Genomic DNA, 21794 nt, shown 5'->3' on the forward strand with positions numbered 1-21794 from the left:
GTCGGCTAGCGGCGGGCGGTGCTGACCGCGGGCTCGCTCCACTGCTCCGGGACGGTGATCGGCTCCTCGGCCGCCGTCTCCCGGGCGGGCACCCTGGGAAGCCTGTAGGCCCACTCGTGGTACAGCCAGCGGGCGGCGAGGAAGCCCACCGCCAGGCAGAGCTCGCCGCCGACGGCGTCCATCCAGAAGTGGTTGGCGGTCGAGACGATGACCACCAGGGTGGCGGCCGGGTACAGCAGGCCGAGCACCCGGACCCAGGTCCGGCGGGCCAGGAAGAAGATCGCCAGGCCGCACCACATCGACCAGCCGATGTGCATCGAGGGCATCGCCGCGTACTGGTTGGAGACGTGCGCGGCGGGGCCGGAGGCCATCGAGCCCCAGGTGCTGTGGGTCTTCACGGTGTCGATGAAGCCGCCGTCGGTCATCAGCCGGGGCGGGGCCAGCGGGAAGAAGTAGAAGCCGACCAGGGCGATCGCGGTGGTGACGAACAGCACCGTCCGGGCGGCGACGTAGCGGCCGGGGTGGCGGCGGTAGAGCCAGACCAGCACACCGATCGTGATCACGAAGTGCAGCGTCGCGTAGTAGTAGTTCATCCCGGTGATGAGCCACCCGACGCCGTCCACCGCGTGGTTGACGGAGCGCTCGACGGCGATGCCGAGGTGCTGTTCGAGCTCCCAGATCCAGCGCGCGTGCTTCTGGGCTATCGCTTCCTGCTCCGGGACCGCGTTGCGGACGATGGAGTAGATCCAGTAGCTGATCCCGATCAGGGCCAGCTCGAACCAGATCCGCGGCCGGGCCGGCGAACGGCGCTGGTCGCGGAAACGACTGCGCAGGGCCGCGGTACGGGACTGGGCGGCACGGGTGGCTCCGTCGGGCAGACTGCCGGGGACGGCCGCCGCTGTTCCGGAACCGCCACCGCTGGCCGTGTCGGCGTGCCCGGCGTCGCCTCGCTGGATCTCGGTCGGTTCCCCCATGGACGAGAAGTCTGCCAGATCGCTCGTAGCCGTCTGCTCATCCTCTGGAAGTGGATTCTTCACCGGCTGTCCCCCTTGCGGGCTAGGGGCCGGCTCCCACCGGGGTGGGGGGTGCTCGGGGTTCTGGGGCAAACCGGTGGGACGGACATACGTCCCATTGTCACGCCCGTCGCTCCACGGGAGTAATCGGGGTGGCCGGAGACGGTCGCGACCTGGATTTTCCCGGCACGAAACGGTTTCTGCATCTTGCTGAAACATATTGCAGCCCGCTAGCTTCCTGGAAACTCGATCGCCCCTTCCCCTAAGGGAGCCCTCAGTGGCCGATGCCCCGCCCCGCCCCCGACGGAGCAGATCCCCCCGCAGACCCGGCCGCACGGCCGTCCTGCTGGCCGCCGCACTGACCGCCGCCACCCTCGGCAGCGCCCCCGCGGTCTTCGCCGCCGCCCCGCCCGCGCCGCCCTCGGACGCCGCGCTCGCGGCCACCGCCGGCCGGCACGACCTCACCCGTGAGCAGTTCTACTTCGTCCTGCCCGACCGCTTCGCCAACGGCGACGCCGCCAACGACAGCGGCGGCATCACCGGCGGGCGCCTGGACAACGGCTTCGACCCCGCCGACAAGGGCTTCTACCACGGCGGCGACCTAGCCGGGCTGATCGGCAAGCTCGACTACATCCAGGACCTCGGCACCACCGCGATCTGGATGGCGCCGATCTTCAAGAACAAGCCCGTGCAGGGCAGCGGAGCGGACGCGTCGGCCGGCTACCACGGCTACTGGATCACCGACTTCACCCAGGTCGACCCGCACTTCGGCACCAACGAGCAGCTCAAGGAGCTGATAGCCAAGGCGCACGCCCGCGGGATCAAGGTCTTCTTCGACGTCATCACCAACCACACCGCCGACGTCATCGACGCCGCCGAGCAGCAGCACGGCTACCGCTCGGCGGGCGCCTACCCGACGCTCGACGCGGACGGCAACCCGGTGGACGAGACCGCCGTCGCCGACGCGGGAGCGCCCTGGCCGCGGACCACCAAGGACTCCTTCCCCTACACCCCGGTGTTCCGCAACCCCGGCGACGCCACCGCCAAGACCCCGTCCTGGCTCAACGACCCCTCGCTCTACCACAACCGGGGCGACTCGACCTTCGTCGGCGAGTCCGCCACCGAGGGCGACTTCAGCGGCCTGGACGACCTCGACACCCAGAACCCCCGGGTGGTGAAGGGCTTCGAGAAGGTCTACCAGCAGTGGGTCAAGGACGCCGGCGTGGACGGCTTCCGGATCGACACCGTCAAGCACGTCAACATGGCGTTCTGGCAGCAGTGGGCGCCCGCGCTCAAGGACTTCGCGGCCAAGCAGGGCAACAAGAAGTTCTTCATGTTCGGCGAGGTCTACTCCGGCGACCCGGCGATCACCTCGCCGTACGTCACCAAGGGCAGGCTGCAGGCCACCCTGGACTTCCCGTTCCAGGGCGCCGCCCGCTCGTACGTCTCCCAGGGCGGCTCGGCGAAGACCCTCGCCGACGTCTACGGCCAGGACTACCGCTACACCGGCGCCGACACCGACGCGTACGAGCTGCCGACCTTCCTCGGCAACCACGACATGGGCCGCTTCGGCTCCTTCCTGCTCGCCGACAACCCGGGCGCCGACGAGGCGACCCTGCTCAGGAAGGACCGGCTCGGCAACGAGCTGCAGTTCCTCACCCGCGGCCAGCCCGTCGTCTACTACGGCGACGAGCAGGGCTTCACCGGCGCCGGCGGCGACAAGGACGCCCGGCAGGACCTGTTCGCCTCGAAGACGCCCTCCTACAACGGCGACCGGGTGCTCGGCGGAGCCTCCGGCCCGGCGGACCGGTACGGGCAGGGCGGCGAGCTCTACCAGGGCATCGCGGGGCTCGCCAAGCTGCGCCGCGACCACCCGGCGCTGGCCGACGGCGCCCAGATCGAGCGCTACGCCGCCGACGGCGCGGGCGTCTACGCCTTCTCCCGGATCGACGCCGGGCAGCAGGTCGAGTACCTGGTGGCGGTCAACAACGCCACCGAGGCGAAGACCGTCACGCTGGACACCTTCTCGGCGGGGATGGGCTTCGACCGGATCCACCCGGCGGCGGGGGAGAAGCTGACGTCCGGTGCCGACCGCAAGGTGACCGTCACCGTGCCGGCGCTGTCCTCCGTCGTGTTCAAGGCGGGCGGCAGGCTCGCCGCGGTGAACGAGGCTCCGCAGATCGCGGTGCAGCGGCCCGCGGACGGCTCGACCGGGCTGGTCACGGTCGGTGCCAAGGTCGACGGTGGCGGCTTCGACCGGGTGAGCTTCGCCGCCCAGATCGGCAACGGGCCCTGGCAGACGCTGGGCACCGCCGACACCGGGAAGTACGCCGTCACCCAGGACCTGAGCGCGGTCGCGCCCGGCACGGTCGTGCGGTACAAAGCCGTCGTGCAGGACTCCAGCGGGCATCTGCGCTCCGCCACCGCGAGCTTCACCACCGGCACCCCCGCACCCAAGCCGGTGCCCACCGCCGGCGCCCGCCCGTACGCCGTCGTCCACTACAACAGGCCGGACGGCGACTACGACGGCTGGAACCTCTACGCCTGGGGCGACCTCGCCGACGGCGAAGCCACCCCGTGGCCGGCCGGGCACCCCTTCACCGGGCGGGACGCGTACGGCGCCTTCGCCTACGTGCGGCTCAAGCCGGGCGCCTCGGACCTCGGGTTCATCGTGGAGAAGAACGGCGTCAAGGACGTGGACGCCGACCGGCACATCGACATCGGCAGCACCAGCGAGGTGTGGCTGAAGCAGGGCGACCCGGCGGTGCGCACCGCCGACCCCGGCCCGGCGAACACGCAGCCCGCGAACACCGCCGTCATCCACTACAACCGGGCCGACGGCGACTACGACGGCTGGGGCCTGCACGACTGGACCGGCGCCGCCACCCCCACCGACTGGGGCAAGCCGCTGATGCCGGCCCGCCGCGACGCCTTCGGCGCCGTCTTCGAGGTGCCGCTCGCCCCCGGCGCGACCAGCCTCAGCTACATCCTGCACCGGGGCAACGACAAGGACCTGCCCGCCGACCAGTCGCTGGACTTCGCGGTCAACGGCAAGGAGGTCTGGATCCTCGGCGGCCGCGAGGGCTACCTGCTGCCGCAGAACCCGGCCGCCTCCTCACAGGTCGACCTCGGCAGCGCCAAGGCGCAGTGGATCGACGCCAGGACCGTCGTCGTCCCGGCGAACTACGGCGCGGGCGACGCCGCCCTGGCCGGCGGGACCAGCGCGCAGCTGGTGTACGACCCGGCCGGCGGCATCAGGGCCGACAAGGGCGTGCTGACCAAGCCCGGCCAGTGGCTGCGGCTCACCCCGGTCAAGGGCGGGCTGACCGACGCGCAGAAGGCGAAGTACCCGCACCTGGCGGGCTACCGGGCCTTCACCGTCGACGCCCGGGACACCGCCCGCGTCCCGGCGGCGCTGCGCGGGCAGCTGCTGTTCACCGAACACCTGCCCAGCGGCGCCGTGCTCGCCGCCACCGGGGTGCAGACCCCGGGCGTGCTGGACGACCTGTACGCCGGGCGGACCGGCAGGGTCGACTTCGGCCCGGCCTACTACGACGGCAAGGTGGCGCTGTCCCTGTGGGCGCCGACCGCGCTGGAGGTCTCCGTCCAGGTCTTCGACAGCGCCACCGGGGGCACCCCGAAGACGCTGCCGCTGAAGCGGGACGACGAGACCGGTGTCTGGGAAGTCGTCCGTGACAAGGGCGAGTTGGACGGCAAGTACTACCTGTACCAGGTGAAGGTCTGGGCGCCCTCGGTGCAGCAGGTGGTGGTCAACACCGTCACCGACCCGTACTCGGTGGCGCTGTCGACCGACTCCCGGCGCAGCCTGGTCGCCGACCTCGACGCCAAGGAGCTGAAGCCCGCGGGCTGGGACGACCACGCCCGCCCGCAGGCCGTCCCGCCCGCGCAGCAGCAGATCCAGGAACTGCACGTCCGGGACTTCTCGGTGGAGGACTCCACCGTCCCGGCCGCCGAGCGCGGCACCTACCTGGCGTTCACCGAGTCGCAGTCGGCCGGCATGCGGCACCTGCGGGACCTCGCCAAGGCCGGGGTGACCACGATCCACCTGCTGCCGACCTTCGACATCGCCACCATCCGGGAGAACCGGGCGGACCAGAAGCTGCCCGCCTGCGACCTCAAGTCCCTTCCGGCGGACGGTCCGAAGCAGCAGGAGTGCGTGGCGGCCGTCGCCGCCGACGACGCCTACAACTGGGGCTACGACCCGCTGCACTACAACGTGCCGGAGGGCTCCTACGCCACCGACCCGAACGGGGTCGCCCGCACCGTGCAGTTTCGGCAGATGGTGCAGGCGATGCACGCGGCCGGCCTGCGGGTGGTGCTCGACGTGGTCTACAACCACACCGCCGCGAGCGGGCAGGCCGAGCACTCGGTGCTGGACCGGGTCGTCCCCGGCTACTACCAGCGCCTGGACGCCAACGGCAAGGTGACGACGGACAGTTGCTGCTCCGACACCGCGCCCGAGCACGCCATGATGAACCGGCTGGTGGTCGACTCGGTGACCCTGTGGGCCCGCGAGTACAAGGTGGACGGCTTCCGCTTCGACCTGATGGGTCTGGACCCGAAGTCCACCATGCTGGACGTGCAGGCCGCGCTGCGGAAGATGACGCCCGACTCGGACGGCGTGGACGGCAAGAACGTCCTCCTGTACGGCGAGGGCTGGAACTTCGGCGTCGTCGCGAACAACGCCCGGTTCGAGCAGGCCACCCAGCTCAACATGGCCGGTACCGGCATCGCCACCTTCGACGACCGGATCCGCGACGCCGCCCGCGGCGGCAACTTCATGCTCGACTCCGCGCCCCAGCAGGGCTTCGCCTCGGGCCTGTTCACCGACCCGAACGGCTCGCCCGCGAACGGCAGCCCGGACCAGCAGAAGGCCCGACTGCTGCACCAGATGGACCAGTTGAAGGTAGGCCTGACCGGCAACCTGGCCGGGTACTCCTTCACCGACAGCTCCGGGAAGACCGTCACCGGCGCCCAGGTCGACTACAACGGCGCCCCGACCGGGTACGCGGCCAAGCCGGGCGAGGCGGTGGAGTACGTGGACGCCCACGACAACACCGACCTCTTCGACGCGCTCGCGTACAAGCTGCCGACCGGCACCGCGCCCGCCGACCGGGCCCGGATGCAGGCACTCGGGCTCTCGCTCACCGCGCTCACCCAGGGCGCGGGCTTCGCCCAGGCGGGCAGCGACCTGCTGCGCTCCAAGTCGCTCGACTCCAACGCCTACGACTCGGGCGACTGGTTCAACGCGATCCACTGGGACGCCGCGGACGGCAACGGCTGGGGACGCGGCCTGCCGCCGGCGGCCGACAACAAGGCGATGTGGCCCACCGCCCAGGCCCTGCTGGCCGATCCGAAGCTGACCGTCGGCGCGGCCGACATCCGGGCGACGACGGCGCAGTACCAGGAGTTCCTGCGGATCAAGCAGTCCTCGCCGCTGTTCTCGCTGCCCACGCCGGAGGCCGTCCAGCAGCGGCTGTCGTACCCGCTCTCCGGCACCGCCGGTGAGACGCCCGGGGTGATCACCCTGCACCTGGACGGCACCGGGCTGACGGGGGCGGAGCGGGGCATCACCGTGGTCTTCAACGCCACGCCCACCGCGCAGACGCAGACCGTCGCGGTGCTGAAGGGGACGAGCCAGGCGCTGCACCCGGTCCAGGCGGGCGGGGCGGACCAGGTGGTGAAGCAGTCCGGCTTCGACGCCGCGAGCGGCACCTTCACCGTGCCGGGCCGCACTGTGGCGGTGTTCGTCCAGCACTGACCCACCCGTCCCACTGATTGCCGGGCCCCGTGCCGCCGTCGAGGCGGTGCGGGGCCCGGTTCCGTTCCGGCCACAGAATGGCCGGAACGCGACGCCGGCACGGCCGGAACTGTGACGTGCCGCGCCCGTTCGGCGCTGGGCGCTACCGGGCGGGTACGAACCGTGGATCCGACTGCTGGTCAGTGACCGCCGATAGTGATCAAACCTTGCTCCGGGCATGAAAACCGTGTTCACGAGTTCGCAAAGGGGTAACACAACTGACGGACCGCCATGCATACGGTTTCGGTAATGAATCGGCCAATCCGTGGCATGCATCTGTCATTAACGGCCGGTTTGCTGCCACGATTCCTCCGGCTGCAGACGAGGGGGCCCCACCTCCCGGTGCAGCTGTTCCAGCCAAGGTGCAGCGCGTCCCGACCCTGCAACGGGTTGTGAGCACCGCAACCCGCAACCGCACCTCCGTCGTACCCAGGCGGGGGCCCCCACTGCGCCGCAACCCTGCGGCCCAGGTTTCTCTCCACCGTGCGCGACCCAGCGCCGGTCGGAAAAGGAGTCCGCATGTCCCGTTACGCTCACGCCCGGAAGGCGGCGGTCGTCATGGCCGCCTCCACCGCGCTGCTGGTCACCGGCATACCGGTTATCGCCCAGGCGGCCACGCCGGACGCGCCGACCGCCGTCGCCACCCAGCAGGCCACCCGGGCCGCGCTGATCGCCTCGGCGAACCAGCAGACCGCCCCGCTCGCCCAGGCCCTCAACCTGAGCGGCCAGGAGAAGCTGGTCACCAAGGACGTCGTCCAGGACGCCAACGGCAGTCGCCACCTGCGCTACGAGCGCACCTACGCCGGACTCCCCGTCCTCGGCGGCGACCTGATCGTCCACCAGGACGCGAACGGTGCCACCAAGAGCGTGACCAAGGCCAGCGAGGCCAACCTCGCCGGCGTCGAGACCACCCCGGCCCTGGCCGCGCCGAAGGCCCAGGCCGCCGCGCTGGCCGTCGAGGCGGGCTCCGCCGTCGACACCGCCCCGCGCCTGGTGGTGTGGGCCGCGGACGGCACCCCGAAGCTCGCCTGGGAGACCGTCGTCTCCGGCCGCGAGTCCGACGGCACCCCGAGCAAGCTGCACGTCGTCACCGACGCCAAGACCGGTGACGTCCTCAGCAAGGCCGACGGCATCCAGCGCGGCACCGGCACCGGCGTCTTCGTCGGCCAGGTCCCGCTGACCACCACCCAGAGCGGTTCGACCTACTCGCTCAAGGACGGCAGCCGCGGCGGCCAGAACACCACCGACATGAAGAACGGCACCTCCGGCAACGGCACGCTGTTCTCCAAGTCCTCCGACACCTGGGGCAACGGCCAGGCCAGCAACCGCGAGTCGGCCGCCGTGGACGCCCAGTTCGGCGCCGCGGCCACCTGGGACTTCTACAAGAACACCTTCGGCCGCAACGGCATCCGCAACGACGGCGTCGGCGCCATGAGCCGCGTGCACTACGACACCGGCTACGTCAACGCGTTCTGGGACGACTCCTGCTTCTGCATGACCTACGGCGACGGCTCGGGCGACACCCACCCGCTGACCGAACTCGACGTGGCCGGCCACGAGATGAGCCACGGTGTCACCGCCGCCACCGCCAACCTGAACTACTCGGGCGAGTCCGGCGGCCTCAACGAGGCCACCTCGGACATCTTCGGCAACATGGTCGAGTTCTACGCCAACCTGCCCAAGGACGTGCCGGACTACCTGGTCGGCGAGCTGATCGACATCAACGGCAACGGCACGCCGCTGCGCTACATGGACAAGCCCTCCAAGGACGGCCAGTCGGCCGACTCCTGGTACTCGGGCGTCGGCAACCTGGACGTGCACTACTCGTCCGGTGTCGCCAACCACTTCTTCTACCTGCTGGCCGAGGGCAGCGGCGCCAAGGTGATCAACGGCGTCAGCTACAACAGCCCGACGGTCAACAACATCACCGTCACCGGCATCGGCCGGGACAAGGCGGCGCAGGTCTGGTACAAGGCGCTGACCGCGCACATGACCTCGACCACCAACTACGCGGCCGCCCGTACCGCGACCCTGGACGCGGCCACCGACCTGTACGGTGCGAACAGCGCCGAGTACAACGCGGTCGCCACCGCCTGGGCCGCCGTCAACGTCGGCTCGCTGCCCAACCCGGGCGGCGTCACCGTCACCAGCCCCGGCAACCAGTCGACCGCCGTCGGCACCGCGGTCAACCTGCAGATCAAGGCCTCGGGCGGCACCGCTCCGCTGTCCTACTCGGCCACCGGCCTGCCGGCCGGCCTGGTCATCAACGCCACCACCGGCGTGATCACCGGCACCCCGACCGCCGCGGGCACCTCGAACGTCACCGTGACGGCCAAGGACTCGGCCGGCAAGACCGGTTCGACCAGCTTCACCTGGACCGTCACCACCGGTGGCGGCGGCAGCTGCACCCCGGCGCAGCTGCTCGGCAACGCGGGCTTCGAGACCGGCACGGCCTCGCCGTGGACGGCGACCTCCGGTGTGGTCGACAACAGCTCCAGCCAGGCCGCGCACGGCGGTTCCTGGAAGGCGTGGCTCAACGGCTACGGCTCCGCCCACACCGACACCCTCTCGCAGACGGTGAGCATCCCGGCGGGCTGCAAGGCGACGCTGAGCTTCTGGCTGCACATCGACACCGCGGAGACCGGCAGCACCGTCTACGACAAGCTGACCGTGTCGGTGAACGGCACCACGCTGAAGACCTACTCCAACGTGGACGCCGCGGCCGGCTACCAGCAGCGCACCTTCGACCTGTCGGCCTACGCGGGCCAGACGGTCACCGTGAAGTTCAACGGCGTCGAGGACTCCTCGCTCCAGACGAGCTTCGTGATCGACGACACCTCCGTCCAGACCGGCTGAGCCCGGACCGGCTCCCCTGAGGGACCGGTGAACCAGGACAGGTGAGGGGCCCGGCGGCTACGGCTGCCGGGCCCTTGTCGTACGCCCTGCTCCGGGCCCCTGCCGTGCCTGCTCCGGTGTGTGCTCCGACGCCCGCTCCGGTGCCGCCTCCGATGGCCGCTCCGGTTTCTGCTCCGGCGATGCAGAAACGTATCTTCCTGAAGTCTTGACGGTGTCTCCCGGTCACCCTAGGTTCGGCGCTGCAAGTTTCCGGCAAGTTACAGAAACTTCCTGCAGGCTTCACCTCCGGCTGCCCCACCCCAGCCACCCCCAGGAGACGACGTGGTCACCACCGCCCCCACCCTCCCCCAGCCTTCGGCCGGGAGGACCGCCAGAGCCGCCCGCGCGGCCGGTGCGCTCGCCGCCTCGGCGGCGCTCGCGCTCTCGCTCGGCACCACCCTCGGCGCCCCCGCCGCCCAGGCCTCCCCGCCCGCGAACAACGGCAAGGACGTCACCGCCACCCTCTTCGAGTGGCGCTTCGACTCCGTCGCCCAGGCCTGCACCTCGACGCTCGGCCCGAAGGGCTACGGCTTCGTCGAGGTCTCGCCGCCGCAGGAGCACATCCAGGGTCCGCAGTGGTGGACCTCCTACCAGCCGGTCAGCTACAAGATCGCCGGGCGGCTCGGCGACCGCACCTCCTTCAAGAACATGGTCGACACCTGCCACGCGGCCGGGGTCAAGGTGATCGCCGACGCGGTGGTCAACCACATGTCGGCGGGCTCCGGCACCGGCACCGGCGGCACCGCCTACACCAAGTACAACTACCCCGGCACCTACCAGGACCAGGACTTCCACTCCTGCCGCCAGCCGATCACGAACTACCAGGACCGCACGAACGTCCAGAACTGCGAGCTGGTGAACCTCGCCGACCTGGACACCGGCAGTGCGTCCGTCCGGACCACCATCGCGCACTACCTGGACGACCTCGGCTCGCTCGGCGTGGACGGCTACCGGATCGACGCCGCCAAGCACATCGCCGCCGCCGACCTCGCCGCGATCAAGGCCAAGATGGCCAACCCCGGCGCCTACTGGGTCCAGGAGGTCATCTACGGCGCCGGCGAGCCCATCCAGCCTGGCGAGTACACCGGCAACGGCGACGTGGACGAGTTCCGGGTCGGCACCGACCTCAAGCGGATGTTCACCAGCGACAAGCTCGCCAACCTCAACGGCTGGGGCGCCTCCTGGGGCTACCTGCCCGGCAACCAGGCGCGCAGCTTCCTCGACAACTGGGACACCGAGCGCAACGGCTCCACCCTCAACTACACCTACGGCAACACCTACACACTGGCGAACGTCTTCCTGCTGGCCTCGACCTACGGCTCGCCCAACATCTACTCCGGCTACTCCTTCACCAACAAGGACGACGGCCCGCCGAACGGCGGCACCGTCAACGCCTGCTACCAGGACGGCTGGAACTGCACCCACGCCTGGCGGCAGGTCGCCAACATGGTCGGCTTCCGCAACGCCGTGGCGGGCACCGGGGTGACCGACTGGTGGTCCAACGGCAACAACGCGATCGCCTTCGGCCGCGGCAACAAGGGCTACGTCGCGATCAACCACGAGAGCGGCGCGATCACCCGGACCTTCCAGACCGGGCTGCCGGCCGGCACCTACTGCGACGTCCAGCACGGCGACCCGCAGGCGGGCGGCGGCTGCACCGGCCCGACGTACCAGGTGGGCGCCAACGGGCAGTTCACCGCGACGGTCGGCGCGGGCGACGCGGTCGCGCTGTACGTCCAGCCGGGTACGAGCGTCTCGGGCGCCTCGTTCAACGTCAACGCGACCACCGCGTACGGGCAGGACGTCCACGTGGTCGGCGACACCGCGGCGCTCGGCGGCTGGGACCCGGCGAAGGCGCTGCCGCTCTCGTCCGCCGGCTACCCGGTGTGGTCGCTGGCGCTCTCGCTGCCGGCCGGCTCCTCCTTCCAGTACAAGTACGTCCGCAAGGACGCGAGCGGCGCGGTGACCTGGGAGTCCGGCGCGAACCGGACGGCGACGGTGCCCTCGGGCGGGGTCGTCACGCTGAACGACAGCTGGCGCCCGTAGTCGCAGCCGCGCCCCTGGGGACCCCGTCAGCCTGGCCTGACGGGGTTCCCTCGTGGGGGTGGCCGAACGGTTTCAAACCCCTCCAGGGGGTGGGCCGCTGGCACCATCGCGGGATGGGAACCACCCCCCTCGTCCTGGACCTCGAACTGTGCGGCGGCCGCTGGGACGGCCACCGCAAGCGCGTCAACGCCGCCGGCCCGCCGCCCGCCCTGCGGATGGTGCTGCGCGCCGAGCTGCCGGCCGCCGACAGCGGCGAGTACTGGCCCACCACCAGCGTCTACCGGCTCGACGAGGACGGCGGGGTGCTGCGCTACCGGCATTCGCACGACGAGTGAGCGGCCCGCGGGCCGAGGCTCAGCCGCGTCCGATGTACGGCATGGCCGTCGCCATCACGGTGGCGAACTGCACATTGGCCTCCAGCGGCAGCGCGGCCATGTGCCGTACGGTCCGTGCGACGTCGGCCACGTCCATGGTCGGCTCGGGGGCGATCCGGCCGTCCGCCTGCCGGACGCCCGCGCTCATCGCCGCCGTCATGTCGGTCGCCGCGTTGCCGATGTCGATCTGCCCGCAGGCGATCCGGTACGGGCGGCCGTCCAGGGACAGCGACTTGGTCAGCCCGGTGACCGCGTGCTTGGTCGCGGTGTAGGCGATCGAGTGCGGGCGCGGCGCGTGCGCCGAGATCGAACCGTTGTTGATGATCCGGCCGCCCCGCGGGTCCTGGGCCTTCATCTGCCGGAACGCCGCCCGGGCGCAGAGGAAGGCGCCGGTCAGGTTGAGGTCGACCACGGCCCGCCAGGCCTCGACCTCCAGCTCCTCCACCGGGACGGCCGGGCCGAAGCTGCCGGCGTTGTTGAACAGCAGGTCCACCCGGCCGTGGCGCTCGGCGGCCGCGGCGAACAGCGCGTCCACGGCGGCGGGGTCGGTGACGTCGGTCGGCAGCACCTCGGCCGGGGCGCCGCAGAGCCGGGCGGTCTCCTGCAGCGCCTCGGCCCGGCGACCGGCCAGTACCGGCAGCCACCCGGCCGCGGCCAGCTCCACCGCGACGGCCCGGCCGATGCCGCTCCCGGCTCCGGTGACGACGGCGATCTGCTGGGGCATGGCGCTCTCCTCGGTGTCGGTGTCGGTGGCGATGACGGTGGTGGCGGCTGCCAGGACGGACCCCGGGCGGGCCTGGGAGAGATCGTTCCGGATCCGCGGGCCGCCGTCACTGGTCGAAAGCACCCAAAATCCGGCGCCCGAACGAGCTCGCGGCTGTGATCCCCGCCGTGCGGCCCCCGCCGTTCGACGGGCGCGGTCGTGGGTTTTACCTGATCGCGAACAAACATTGGATTTCCGGTGGCCGACGCGCAACCGGCCCACCCCGGCCCACGTCATAAGATCGCAGGGTGGCGCGCCCCCGCGAGGGGCGGGGCGCCGCCCATTCCGGGGGCCGTACCAGCGCCGCGCTCCCGGGCCTGTCCGGCCCCACCGGGGGGCCGCCGCCCGGTCAGACGGACCGGGCGCGACATCGGTCGGAGAGTCCTCACCGTGCTTAGGCAGTCGTCCCGTTCCCGTGCCGTCCTGTCCGGCGCCGCCGTGCTCGCCCTGGCCGCCTCGCTCGCGGCCTGCGGGAGCTCCGGTGGTGGGAAGGGGGACAGCGCCAAGTCGGACGCCACCCCGGCCTCGACCGGCAGTGCCACGGGCACCCCGGGCGCCACCGGCACCGCCTCGGGCACCCAGGGCACCCCGGCGTCCTCCACCGGCAAGGTGCTGATGCCGACCGGCCCGAACGCCAACCTCACCAAGGCCCGGGACACCGCCGCCGGACCGATCTTCGTGACCACCGTCACCGGTGCGAAGTCCGGCGTCTCCGGCAAGGTCTGGGTCTGGCTGCCGCCCGAGTACAACGACCCCAAGTTCGCCAAGACCGGCTTCCCCGTGCTCACCCTCTTCGCGGGCGGCCAGAGCAACGGCTACAACACCTGGACCGACAACCAGCTGCCGATCCAGGAGGAGAACGAGCGGCTGGTCAAGGAGGGCAAGTCCCACCCGTTCATCATGATCATGCCGGTGCAGAACTTCAACGGCGACGAGAAGAACGCGCTGGACTGCTCCGACATCCCGGGCCAGCCCAAGATGGGCACCTGGATGGCCCAGGACCTCCCGGACTTCGTCCGTGCCAACTTCCGCACCGTGAAGGGCCGCGACGGCTGGGGCGTGATGGGCGCCTCCACCGGCGGCTTCTGCAGCGCCAAGCTCGCCCTGCAGTACCCGGACGTCTACAAGGCCGCGGTGCCGATCGACGGCTACTTCATCCCGGACTCGCTGCTGTGGAAGGGCCACGAGACCGAGCGCGCCGCCAACAACCCCGACGTGCTGGTCACCGAGGGCAAGGCCGACGTGAAGATGCTGGTTACCGCGGGCGGGGCCAACCCGTACGAGACCAAGGTGGTCAAGAACTGGGTGGCCAAGGCCGTCGCCCCGGTGGGCATCACGTACTACGAGCAGCCCGGCGGCAAGCACCTGACCTCGGACTTCAAGAAGATGATCCCGGACACCCTGGAGTGGCTGACCAAGAACCTGGCGGGGCCGGCGGCCGACTGAGGCCCGCGCCCGTCCTGGCGCTCCCGGGCCCACCCCGACCCCCCTCGAGCCGTGCACGGCTGCCGCGACCGCGTGTCCGGCAGCCGTGCACGGCTGTTGTGTTCCCGGCGGGGTCAGCGGGGCGGCGGCGGCCGGCTCGGGTCGTTCCAGCCGTCCCGGACGGCTTCCACGAAACCGGGCTGTCCGGCCAGGTTCAGCAGATCCGGCAGTGGCACGGTCGTGCCGCTCTGGGGGTCGGCCCAGTCGGCCGGGCGCCGGCCCGTCGTGACGGTGCCGCCGTCCTTCCTGTGCAGGACGAAGACGCTCGGCTCGGCGCCCACGGTGACTTCCCGGACGTCCTCGCGGCCGGGGGTCGCGGAGTGTTGCGTCCACCCCGGTTAAACGCCCTGACCTGCGCGTCAATCGGACATTGATTCGCTTCTGATCGACTGCGGGCACCTTGGCTGGGGTGGTCCTCACCGGCCGCCACCACCCGTCCTGCCCCAAGCCGTGAAGAGAGTGCCATGCCCATCCACCTGCTGCCCCAGCCCGCCCCCGCCGTGCCCGCGCAGGGGCAGCCCGGCGCCGACCCCCGGGGCGCGGACGCGTACGGGCGGTCCGCGGACGACGACCCGGCCACCGTGCGGTTCGCCGGGCTGCGGCTGGTGCACGCCGCGCTGCGCCGGGACCTCGCCCGGCTGCCCAACGCCCTGCGGCTGCTCCAGCCCGAGGAGGAGCACAAGGGCGAGGCGCTGCTGCGGCACTGGAACTTCATGACCGCGATGCTGACCTGCCACCACGAGCAGCAGGACACCCGGATCTGGCCGATCGTGCGCCGCTTCGCGCCCGAGCTGCGGCTGCTGCTCAACTGGCTGGAGGCGGACCACCACAACCTCGACCACTCGTTCACCCGGGTCACCACGCTGGTCCGGATCGCCAGCCGGGACACCGGCAGCGCCTGGCCGGTCGCGTACGCGATGGAGGACCTGGCGGCCCGGCTGGAGACCCATCTGCGGATCGAGGAGCGCCAGTTGCTGCCCCGGATGGACCGGGTGGTCGCCGAGGGCTCCCGGCTCGGCGGCCTGGGCGAGCTGCTGGACCTGCTGCGCGCGGCGGACGGTCCGGGCACCGCGGACGCGCTGGCCTGGCTGCTGGACGGCGTCGAACCGGCCGCGGTGGAGCGGCTGTTGGCCGAGTGCGACGACGACGTGGCCCGCAACTGGCCGCACTGGCAGGCGACCTACCAGCGCTGCACCGAGCCGCTGTGGGGGCCGGGCGCCGGCCTGGAGATCACCGCCGACTGACCGCCGGGCGTTTTTGCGGGCCGTCGATCTACGCGCGTGGCACAGCCCTCTGGCATATGCTGGAGGCGGCCGGACAGCCGACTGCCCGTCAACTCCTGGAATCCCCTAGGGGATTCGACCCATCCGTCTCGGGGTTCGACCCCCTCGGCCGATCCGGGCTGCACCAGGGCGGGCCTACCGCCGACGGTTGATGGCAGGGTGTGCCCGTCCGGCTACCGTCGAGGACATGACCACAGCGAGCAGCACTGCCAAGGCCCACCGCACCCGCCTCCGCACCCGCTTCCGGTTCGGCCCGGCGATCCTCGCCGCGGGCGCCGTCCTGACGCTCGGCGCCGGACTGGCCGCCTGTGAGAACGGCGTCGCGCTCTGCCTGGACGACCACAAGTGCGTCGTCGGCGTGAAGACCGACGACGCGAACGCCTCCAAGACGGTCAAGGTCTTCGGCGGCGACAACCCGATGAGCATGACGGTCGCCCACATCACCGACAACTCCGCCGAGGTGACCATCGGCGACAACAAGAAGACCGTCAACAAGGACTCCAAGACCACCGTCGGCAACGTCCGGATCACCCTCAGCGAGGCGGAGAAGAACAACCACTTCGCCGAGCTGCACGTCGAGCGCGACTAGGACCCGTGATCCGGGCCGCCCGGGCCGCCCGGGCTGCGCGGGCGGCCCGGTGCTACCGTCCGCCGGTGAGCTCTCTGCTGCAACCCCCGCTGATCACCCGGCTGCTGGCCGCCGAACGCATCCTGATCGCCGGAGCCGGCGGCGGCTTCGACGTGTACGCCGGGCTGCCGATCGCCCTCGCCCTGCGGGCCGCGGGCAAGGAGGTGCACCTGGCCAACCTCTCCTTCACCCACCTCTACGGCCTGCCGCTCGAGGTGTGGACCGAGCCCGACGTGGCCGGGATCCGGCCGGACACCCCGGCTCCCGAGGGCTACTTCCCGGAGCGCACCCTGGCCCGGTGGCTGAACCTGCACGGGATGCCCGACACCGTGTGGGCCTTCCCGACGACGGGGGTGCAGCCGCTGCGCGAGGCCTACCGCGGGTTGGTCGGGAGGCTTGGCGTGGACGCCGTCCTGCTGGTGGACGGCGGCACCGACATCCTGATGCGCGGCGACGAGGCCGGACTCGGCACCCCCGAGGAGGACATGGCCAGCCTGGCGGCGGTGGCCGGCCTCACCGAGGTGCCCGAGCGGCTGGTCGCCTGCCTGGGCTTCGGCGTCGACGCCTACCACGGCGTCAACCACTCCCTGGTGCTGGAGAACCTGGCCGCGCTGGACCGGGCGGGCGGCTACCTCGGCGCCTTCTCCATCCCGCGCGACAGCCGGGAGGCGGTGCTCTACCTGGACGCCGTCGAGCACGCCCGGGCCGCCCTCCCCGAGCACCCCAGCATCGTCAACGGCTCGGTGGCGGCGGCGCTGCGCGGCCGGTTCGGCGACGTCCGGTTCACCGAACGGACCGACGGCAGCGAGCTGTTCGTGAATCCGCTGATGGCGATGTACTTCGGCGTCACGGTCGAGGCACTGGCCGCCGAGAACCGCTACCTGGACCGGCTGGAGCACACCGTGCTGATGCGCCAGATCGCCACCGCCATCGCGGAGTTCCAGGACGAACTGCCCCGGCAGCGGCCGCCCCGGCAGTTCCCGCACTGACCGCACCGGACCGTGCCGGGCCGTGCCGGCCGGCATCGGGCCGGTGTCGGAGCCGGGCGGTATCAGAGGGCGGCGAGCCGGAACTCCAGGTTCCCGAACCGCACCTGGTCGCCCGGCCGGACCCGTACGCTGCCCGCGATCCGGCGCCCGTTGACGTGCGTGCCGTTGGTCGAACCGAGGTCGTACAGCACCCAGCCGCCGTCCTCGTGGCGCAGCTCGGCGTGGTGCCGGGAGACCGAGGCGTCGTGCAGTCGCAGCCCCGAACCGGGGATCCGGCCGATCGTCAGCAGTCCGGCGCCGGCCTGCGGCAGGCTGAGCCCCGGCAGCCGCTCGCTGCGCCAGGCCCGGTTGATCCGGTCACCGAGGCCGGAGACCCGGCCTACCGTGCGCAGCACGAAGCGCTCGACCGGCCCGCCGGTCGGCAGCCCGGACACCGCCGCGTCCAACTCGGCGCGGCTGCCGGCGTGCAGGACGATGTCCATCCGGCCGAGGAAGGTCTCGTGCGAGAGCCGCCCGCTGCCCGCGCCGTCCTTGAGCACCCCGAGCGCCTGGTCCCGTTCGGCGTCGGAGGGCCGGATCCGGCCGGTGGTGTACTCAGGAGGCGTCATGGCCGAATTGTCGGCCGGGCCGACTCGGGCTGTCCAGATCACGCCGTTCGCGGGCGCGTGGTTCGTACGTCACGGGAGTCCAGACGCCCCGTCCGGCCGCGCGGTTCCGCCTCCGGTTCCCTGCGGTTCCGCCGCGGCTCCGGCGGGCTTCCCGCAGGCCGGACGGTCCGTCAGGCCTTGCGGGCGGCAGCCAGGATCTTCTCCGTGGTGTGCAGGAACCGGGAGGTGACCGACCCCTGGTACCCCTTGCCGAACATGTCCTTGGTGACCCACTTCCCGTCCTGCAGGTGGATCACGACGTACGCGGCCCCCGGATCGGCGCCGAGCACCTCGACGTCGCCCTTGGGCGAGCGGTGCGGACGGCCGAGCTCGGCGGGCAGCGGCTCGGAGAGGAAGGCGACGACCAGTCGGACGTCCGGTGTCACCTCGACGCCCCGGAACGGCTCGGCGGCGAGCAGCTCGGCCACCTCGTCCACCGTCCGCAGCATCACCGGCACCGGGTAGCCGAGCGACTGCTCCAGGTGCTCCTCGATCCGCCGGGTCAGCGCGGCGCGCTCCCGCGCGGTGGCGGACCCGTCGGTGGTGAAGAAGACGTTGCCGCTCTGGATGTACGAGCGGACGTTCCCCAGCCCCAGCTCGGCGAAGAGCGCCCGCAGCCGCTCCATCCTCACCGTGCGGCCGCCGACGTTGATGGCCCGCAGGAACGCGATGTACGTGGTCGTGGTGGTCACCCCGCCAGTGTGGCACCGGCGTACGACAGCGGCCCGGTCTCCACCGGTGCCCCGGAGGCGGTTCGCGCACGGCGGTCGTCAGTGCCCGGTGCCAGACTGGCGCCATGGCTACCTGGCAGGATTTCGAGCAGCAGGCTCCCGATCTGGCGCCCCTGGTACGGGCCCGCTTCGAGGCCAACAAGCACCACGTCCTGGCGACGCTGCGCAAGGACGGTTCGCCCCGGGTCAGCGGGACGGAGGTCGACTTCGTCGGCGACGACCTGTGGATCGGGTCGATGTACGGCGCGGTGAAGGCGCGCGACCTCCAGCGGGACGCCCGCTTCGCCCTGCACGCGCACCCGGGGGACGAGACCATGGCCGGCGGGGACTCCAAGGTCTCCGGCCGGGCGGTCGAGATCACCGACGAGACGGAACTCGCCGCGTTCGCCGCCGATCTGCCCGAACCGCCGCCCACCCCGTTCCACGCCTTCCGGCTGGAGCTGGAGCAGGTGGTCCACACCGCCCTGGAGGGTGAGCACCTGCTGGTCCACAACTGGCACCCGGGCCGGCCGGTGGAGACGACGCAGCTCCACTGACCGGCCGGTGCCCGGTGCGTCCTACGGCAGAACGGACTTGAGGGCCTCGGGGGTGCGGGCCACGACGGCGTGACCGTCGTCCGCGGTGATGATCGGGCGCTGGATCAGGACCGGGTGCTCGGCCATCGCCGCGATCCAGCGGGCCCGCTCGCCCGCCTCCCGGGGCCAGTCCTTCATCCCCAGGTCCTTCGCGGCCTGCTCGTCGGTGCGGGTGATGTCCCACGGCTCCAGGCCCAGGCGCTCCAGCACCTGCTCCAGCTCGGCCGCGGTCGGCGGCTGCTCCAGGTAGCGCCGCACGGTGTACTCGACCCCGGCGTCGTCCAGCTCGTGGAGCGCCGTCCGGCACTTGCTGCAGCGCGGGTTGATCCAGATCTCCATGCCCGCCAGCCTACCGACCGGCCGGCCGAGTCCGATCCGCTGCCCGATCCCGCCTGCGTACCGGAACCCGTTCCGGAACCCCGCCCCGGAACCCCGCCCCGGAACCCGGTCCCGGAACCCCGCCCTGAGCGGGAACTCCCCTGCCCCCGCGGCCGGTTCACGAATCAGGAAGCGTGGTCTCGGGAGGGGAGAACCGTATGGACGGCGCGGCGATCATCGAGTTGCTGTCGACCACGGAGGTCAGGACCGACCCGTACCCGCTGTACGCGAGGGCGCACGAGCTCGGCCCGGTGACCGCGGCCGGGGACGGGGTGTTCGTGGTGAGCGGCTACGCGGCGGTCAACAAGGTGCTGCGCACGCCCGCCTTCGGCGTCGCCACCGCCGACATGATGGCGGGCGTGGTCCCGGAGTTCCTCGCGCACTCCTCGATCGCCCTCTTCGGCCGCTCGATCCTCCAGCGCAACGCCCCCGACCAGCCCCGGGTCCGCTCGCTGATCGCCTCGGTGTTCACCGCCCGCAGGGTCGCCGCGCTGCGCCCCGCGGTGGAGGAGGCGGTGGCCCGGCTGCTGGACGAGATGGCCGAGCAGGGCGCCGACGGCTCGCCGGTGGACTTCATGGACGCCTTCGCCTTCCGGCTGCCGGTCGGGGTGATCTGCGAGCTGCTCGGCGTCCCCGAGCGGGACCGCTACCGCTTCCGCGGGCTCGCCTCCGACCTGACCGCCGTCCTGGAGATCAGCGGGGACCTCGGCGAACTCACCGAGGCCGACTGGGCCGCGGACGAGCTCTCCCGGTACTTCACCGAACTGGCCGCCGAGCGGCTGGCCCGCCCGCAGGACGACCTGGTCAGCGACCTGGTCCGGATCGCCGCCGAGGACAGCGGGCGGCTCTCCGCCGAGGAGCTGCTGGCCAACCTGGTGCTGCTGCTGGTGGCCGGCTTCGAGACCACCACGAACCTGCTCGGCAACGGCCTCGCCCTGCTCTTCCGCCACCCCGAGGCGGCCGCCGGGCTGCGCAACGGTGCGCTCACCCCGGCCGGCTTCACCGACGAGGTGCTGCGCTTCGACTCCCCGGTGCAGGCCACCGGGCGGGTCGCGCTGGAGGACGGCCTGTCCATCGACGGGATGCCCACCCCGCCCGGCAGCGAGGTGACCCTGCTGATCGGCGCGGCCAACCGCGACCCGGCCCGGTACCAGCGCCCGGAGGTGTTCGACCCGACCCGCACCGACAGCCAGCCGCTCAGCTTCGGCGGCGGCCAGCACTTCTGCCTGGGCTCCCAGCTGGCCCGGCTGGAGGCGGAGGTCGCGGTGCCCGCCCTGCTCGACCGCTTCCCGCGGCTCGCCCCGGGCGGCGTCGCCACCCGGCGGGACCGCCTGGTGCTGCGCGGCTACGAGACGCTGCCGGTGACCGTCCGCTGACCGCGGGCGGCCCCGGAGGGACGGGACGTTCGGCCGTTCGTGGCAGGGCCGTCCGTGGGAGAGCATGGGAGGGACGAACCCGGCGATTCCGGACTGATCCCGTCACCCGATCCCGTCACCGTCCGATCACCCGGTCTGATCACCTGGTCCGACCACCGGTCTGATCACCCGGACCGATCGCCCGGACCGGCCGCCGCCCAGGAGGTCCCGCCGTGCCCACAGCACCCCCCATGCCGCGCCCTGCCGCGCTGGAGCCCCGGGTGCCGCGCTGGGTCCCGTGGCTCCCGGTCGTCCTACTGGTGCTGGACCTGGGGGCGGAGGCCGTCGTCCCGGACGCCGTGGCGGCCGGTTTCCTGCTGACCGCGCTGCCCGTGGTGGCCGCGTTCAGCTACGGCCCGGTGCTGACCGCCACCGCCACCGGCGGCTCCCTGGCGCTCCAGCTCGTCCTGGCCCTGCGCGCGGGACACATCAACGAGCAGCACCACGTCTGGGTCTACATCGCCGCCTGCCGCCGGGCCACACCGTGCTGCTCTACACCGACGGCGTCAGCGAGGCCCGCGACGCCGCCGGCGCCTTCTACCCGCTGGCCCCGCGCCTCGCCGCCCTCGGCACCACCGCGCCCGACCGTCTGGTCTCCTTCCTGGCCGAGGACGTCCACCGCTACGCGGGCCTGCTCGCCGGCGACCTCGCCGTCCTCGCCCTCACCCCGGACACCCAGGACCCGGACAGCCCGTAGGGCCCGTCCCCGGCGTGCGCGCCGAGTACGGGCCCTACGGAACACCCTGTCGCC

Annotated in this window: 18 protein-coding genes; 11 read left to right on the forward strand and 7 right to left on the reverse strand. The window is 71.9% G+C overall.

Features of this window, described 5'->3' with window-relative positions:
- Positions 1–5: 5 nt before the first annotated feature.
- Positions 6–974, reverse strand: a complete 969-nt coding sequence (locus tag ACZ3TI_RS06495) for a phosphatase PAP2 family protein (protein WP_465724023.1) — start codon at positions 972–974, stop codon at positions 6–8.
- A 316-nt stretch (positions 975–1290) separates the two neighbouring features.
- Here ACZ3TI_RS06495 and pulA point away from each other — a divergent pair, with 316 nt between their 5' ends.
- The 4 genes from pulA to ACZ3TI_RS06515 all read left to right on the forward strand — a co-directional run bounded on the left by pulA (position 1291) and on the right by ACZ3TI_RS06515 (position 12110).
- Positions 1291–6795, forward strand: coding sequence for a pullulanase-type alpha-1,6-glucosidase (gene pulA / locus ACZ3TI_RS06500; protein ID WP_465724025.1), 5505 nt, complete (start codon positions 1291–1293; stop codon positions 6793–6795).
- A gap of 558 nt (positions 6796–7353) precedes the next feature.
- Positions 7354–9690: a M4 family metallopeptidase gene (locus ACZ3TI_RS06505; protein WP_465724026.1), complete on the forward strand. Its 2337-nt coding sequence runs from the start codon at positions 7354–7356 to the stop codon at positions 9688–9690.
- 321 nt (positions 9691–10011) lie between these two features.
- Positions 10012–11775: a carbohydrate-binding module family 20 domain-containing protein gene (locus ACZ3TI_RS06510; protein WP_465724028.1), complete on the forward strand. Its 1764-nt coding sequence runs from the start codon at positions 10012–10014 to the stop codon at positions 11773–11775.
- Positions 11776–11888: 113 nt separating this feature from the next.
- Positions 11889–12110, forward strand: coding sequence for a hypothetical protein (locus tag ACZ3TI_RS06515; protein WP_465724030.1), 222 nt, complete (start codon positions 11889–11891; stop codon positions 12108–12110).
- Positions 12111–12129: 19 nt separating this feature from the next.
- Here ACZ3TI_RS06515 and ACZ3TI_RS06520 read toward each other — a convergent pair whose 3' ends face one another.
- Positions 12130–12873, reverse strand: a complete 744-nt coding sequence (locus ACZ3TI_RS06520; protein ID WP_465724233.1) for an SDR family oxidoreductase — start codon at positions 12871–12873, stop codon at positions 12130–12132.
- 429 nt (positions 12874–13302) lie between these two features.
- On the opposite strand from ACZ3TI_RS06520, the gene ACZ3TI_RS06525 reads away from it, so the two are divergent.
- A complete protein-coding gene (locus tag ACZ3TI_RS06525; RefSeq protein ID WP_465724032.1) occupies positions 13303–14358 on the forward strand; it encodes an alpha/beta hydrolase in 1056 nt (351 codons plus the stop codon).
- A 113-nt stretch (positions 14359–14471) separates the two neighbouring features.
- On the opposite strand, the gene ACZ3TI_RS06530 is transcribed toward ACZ3TI_RS06525, so the two are convergent.
- On the reverse strand, positions 14472–14678 hold the full coding sequence (locus tag ACZ3TI_RS06530) for a hypothetical protein (RefSeq protein WP_465724034.1): 207 nt from the start codon (positions 14676–14678) through the stop codon (positions 14472–14474).
- Between the two features lie 183 nt (positions 14679–14861).
- On the opposite strand from ACZ3TI_RS06530, the gene ACZ3TI_RS06535 reads away from it, so the two are divergent.
- The 3 genes from ACZ3TI_RS06535 (at position 14862) to ACZ3TI_RS06545 (ending at position 17297) form a co-directional block, all read left to right on the forward strand.
- Entirely contained in the window at positions 14862–15641 is a 780-nt protein-coding gene (locus ACZ3TI_RS06535; protein WP_465724036.1) for a hemerythrin domain-containing protein, read from the forward strand.
- A 226-nt stretch (positions 15642–15867) separates the two neighbouring features.
- Positions 15868–16269 (forward strand): hypothetical protein, encoded by a 402-nt coding sequence (locus tag ACZ3TI_RS06540; protein ID WP_465724038.1) that lies wholly within the window; start codon positions 15868–15870, stop codon positions 16267–16269.
- A 65-nt stretch (positions 16270–16334) separates the two neighbouring features.
- Positions 16335–17297: a DUF1152 domain-containing protein gene (locus tag ACZ3TI_RS06545; RefSeq protein ID WP_465724040.1), complete on the forward strand. Its 963-nt coding sequence runs from the start codon at positions 16335–16337 to the stop codon at positions 17295–17297.
- Between the two features lie 62 nt (positions 17298–17359).
- On the opposite strand, the gene ACZ3TI_RS06550 is transcribed toward ACZ3TI_RS06545, so the two are convergent.
- Positions 17360–17905 (reverse strand): FHA domain-containing protein, encoded by a 546-nt coding sequence (locus tag ACZ3TI_RS06550; RefSeq protein WP_465724042.1) that lies wholly within the window; start codon positions 17903–17905, stop codon positions 17360–17362.
- Between the two features lie 170 nt (positions 17906–18075).
- Positions 18076–18636 carry a DUF1697 domain-containing protein gene (locus ACZ3TI_RS06555; RefSeq protein ID WP_465724044.1) on the reverse strand — a complete coding sequence of 187 codons (561 nt, stop codon included), beginning with the start codon at positions 18634–18636 and terminating at the stop codon, positions 18076–18078.
- 104 nt (positions 18637–18740) lie between these two features.
- On the opposite strand from ACZ3TI_RS06555, the gene ACZ3TI_RS06560 reads away from it, so the two are divergent.
- Positions 18741–19211 (forward strand): pyridoxamine 5'-phosphate oxidase family protein, encoded by a 471-nt coding sequence (locus tag ACZ3TI_RS06560; RefSeq protein ID WP_465724046.1) that lies wholly within the window; start codon positions 18741–18743, stop codon positions 19209–19211.
- Between the two features lie 21 nt (positions 19212–19232).
- On the opposite strand, the gene ACZ3TI_RS06565 is transcribed toward ACZ3TI_RS06560, so the two are convergent.
- Entirely contained in the window at positions 19233–19589 is a 357-nt protein-coding gene (locus ACZ3TI_RS06565; protein WP_465724048.1) for an arsenate reductase family protein, read from the reverse strand.
- A gap of 197 nt (positions 19590–19786) precedes the next feature.
- Here ACZ3TI_RS06565 and ACZ3TI_RS06570 point away from each other — a divergent pair, with 197 nt between their 5' ends.
- Positions 19787–21004: a cytochrome P450 gene (locus ACZ3TI_RS06570; protein WP_465724050.1), complete on the forward strand. Its 1218-nt coding sequence runs from the start codon at positions 19787–19789 to the stop codon at positions 21002–21004.
- A 293-nt stretch (positions 21005–21297) separates the two neighbouring features.
- Here the strand turns inward: ACZ3TI_RS06570 and ACZ3TI_RS06575 are convergent, their stop codons facing one another.
- Positions 21298–21486 carry a hypothetical protein gene (locus ACZ3TI_RS06575; protein ID WP_465724247.1) on the reverse strand — a complete coding sequence of 63 codons (189 nt, stop codon included), beginning with the start codon at positions 21484–21486 and terminating at the stop codon, positions 21298–21300.
- A gap of 23 nt (positions 21487–21509) precedes the next feature.
- On the opposite strand from ACZ3TI_RS06575, the gene ACZ3TI_RS06580 reads away from it, so the two are divergent.
- A complete protein-coding gene (locus tag ACZ3TI_RS06580; protein ID WP_465724235.1) occupies positions 21510–21740 on the forward strand; it encodes a SpoIIE family protein phosphatase in 231 nt (76 codons plus the stop codon).
- Positions 21741–21794: the final 54 nt, after the last annotated feature.

Source organism: Kitasatospora sp. NPDC023120, assembly GCF_055560835.1.

Bases quoted from the DNA above. Each gene is read 5' to 3' on its own strand.
- ACZ3TI_RS06515 (WP_465724030.1), top strand. From the start codon at position 11,889: ATGGGAACCACCCCCCTCGTCCTGGACCTCGAACTGTGCGGCGGCCGC.
- ACZ3TI_RS06570 (WP_465724050.1), top strand. From the start codon at position 19,787: ATGGACGGCGCGGCGATCATCGAGTTGCTGTCGACCACGGAGGTCAGG.
- ACZ3TI_RS06565 (WP_465724048.1), bottom strand. From the start codon at position 19,589: ATGGAGATCTGGATCAACCCGCGCTGCAGCAAGTGCCGGACGGCGCTC.
- ACZ3TI_RS06560 (WP_465724046.1), top strand. From the start codon at position 18,741: ATGGCTACCTGGCAGGATTTCGAGCAGCAGGCTCCCGATCTGGCGCCC.
- ACZ3TI_RS06505 (WP_465724026.1), top strand. From the start codon at position 7,354: ATGTCCCGTTACGCTCACGCCCGGAAGGCGGCGGTCGTCATGGCCGCC.
- ACZ3TI_RS06520 (WP_465724233.1), bottom strand. From the start codon at position 12,873: ATGCCCCAGCAGATCGCCGTCGTCACCGGAGCCGGGAGCGGCATCGGC.
- ACZ3TI_RS06540 (WP_465724038.1), top strand. From the start codon at position 15,868: ATGACCACAGCGAGCAGCACTGCCAAGGCCCACCGCACCCGCCTCCGC.
- ACZ3TI_RS06495 (WP_465724023.1), bottom strand. From the start codon at position 974: ATGGGGGAACCGACCGAGATCCAGCGAGGCGACGCCGGGCACGCCGAC.
- ACZ3TI_RS06550 (WP_465724042.1), bottom strand. From the start codon at position 17,905: ATGACGCCTCCTGAGTACACCACCGGCCGGATCCGGCCCTCCGACGCC.
- ACZ3TI_RS06535 (WP_465724036.1), top strand. From the start codon at position 14,862: ATGCCCATCCACCTGCTGCCCCAGCCCGCCCCCGCCGTGCCCGCGCAG.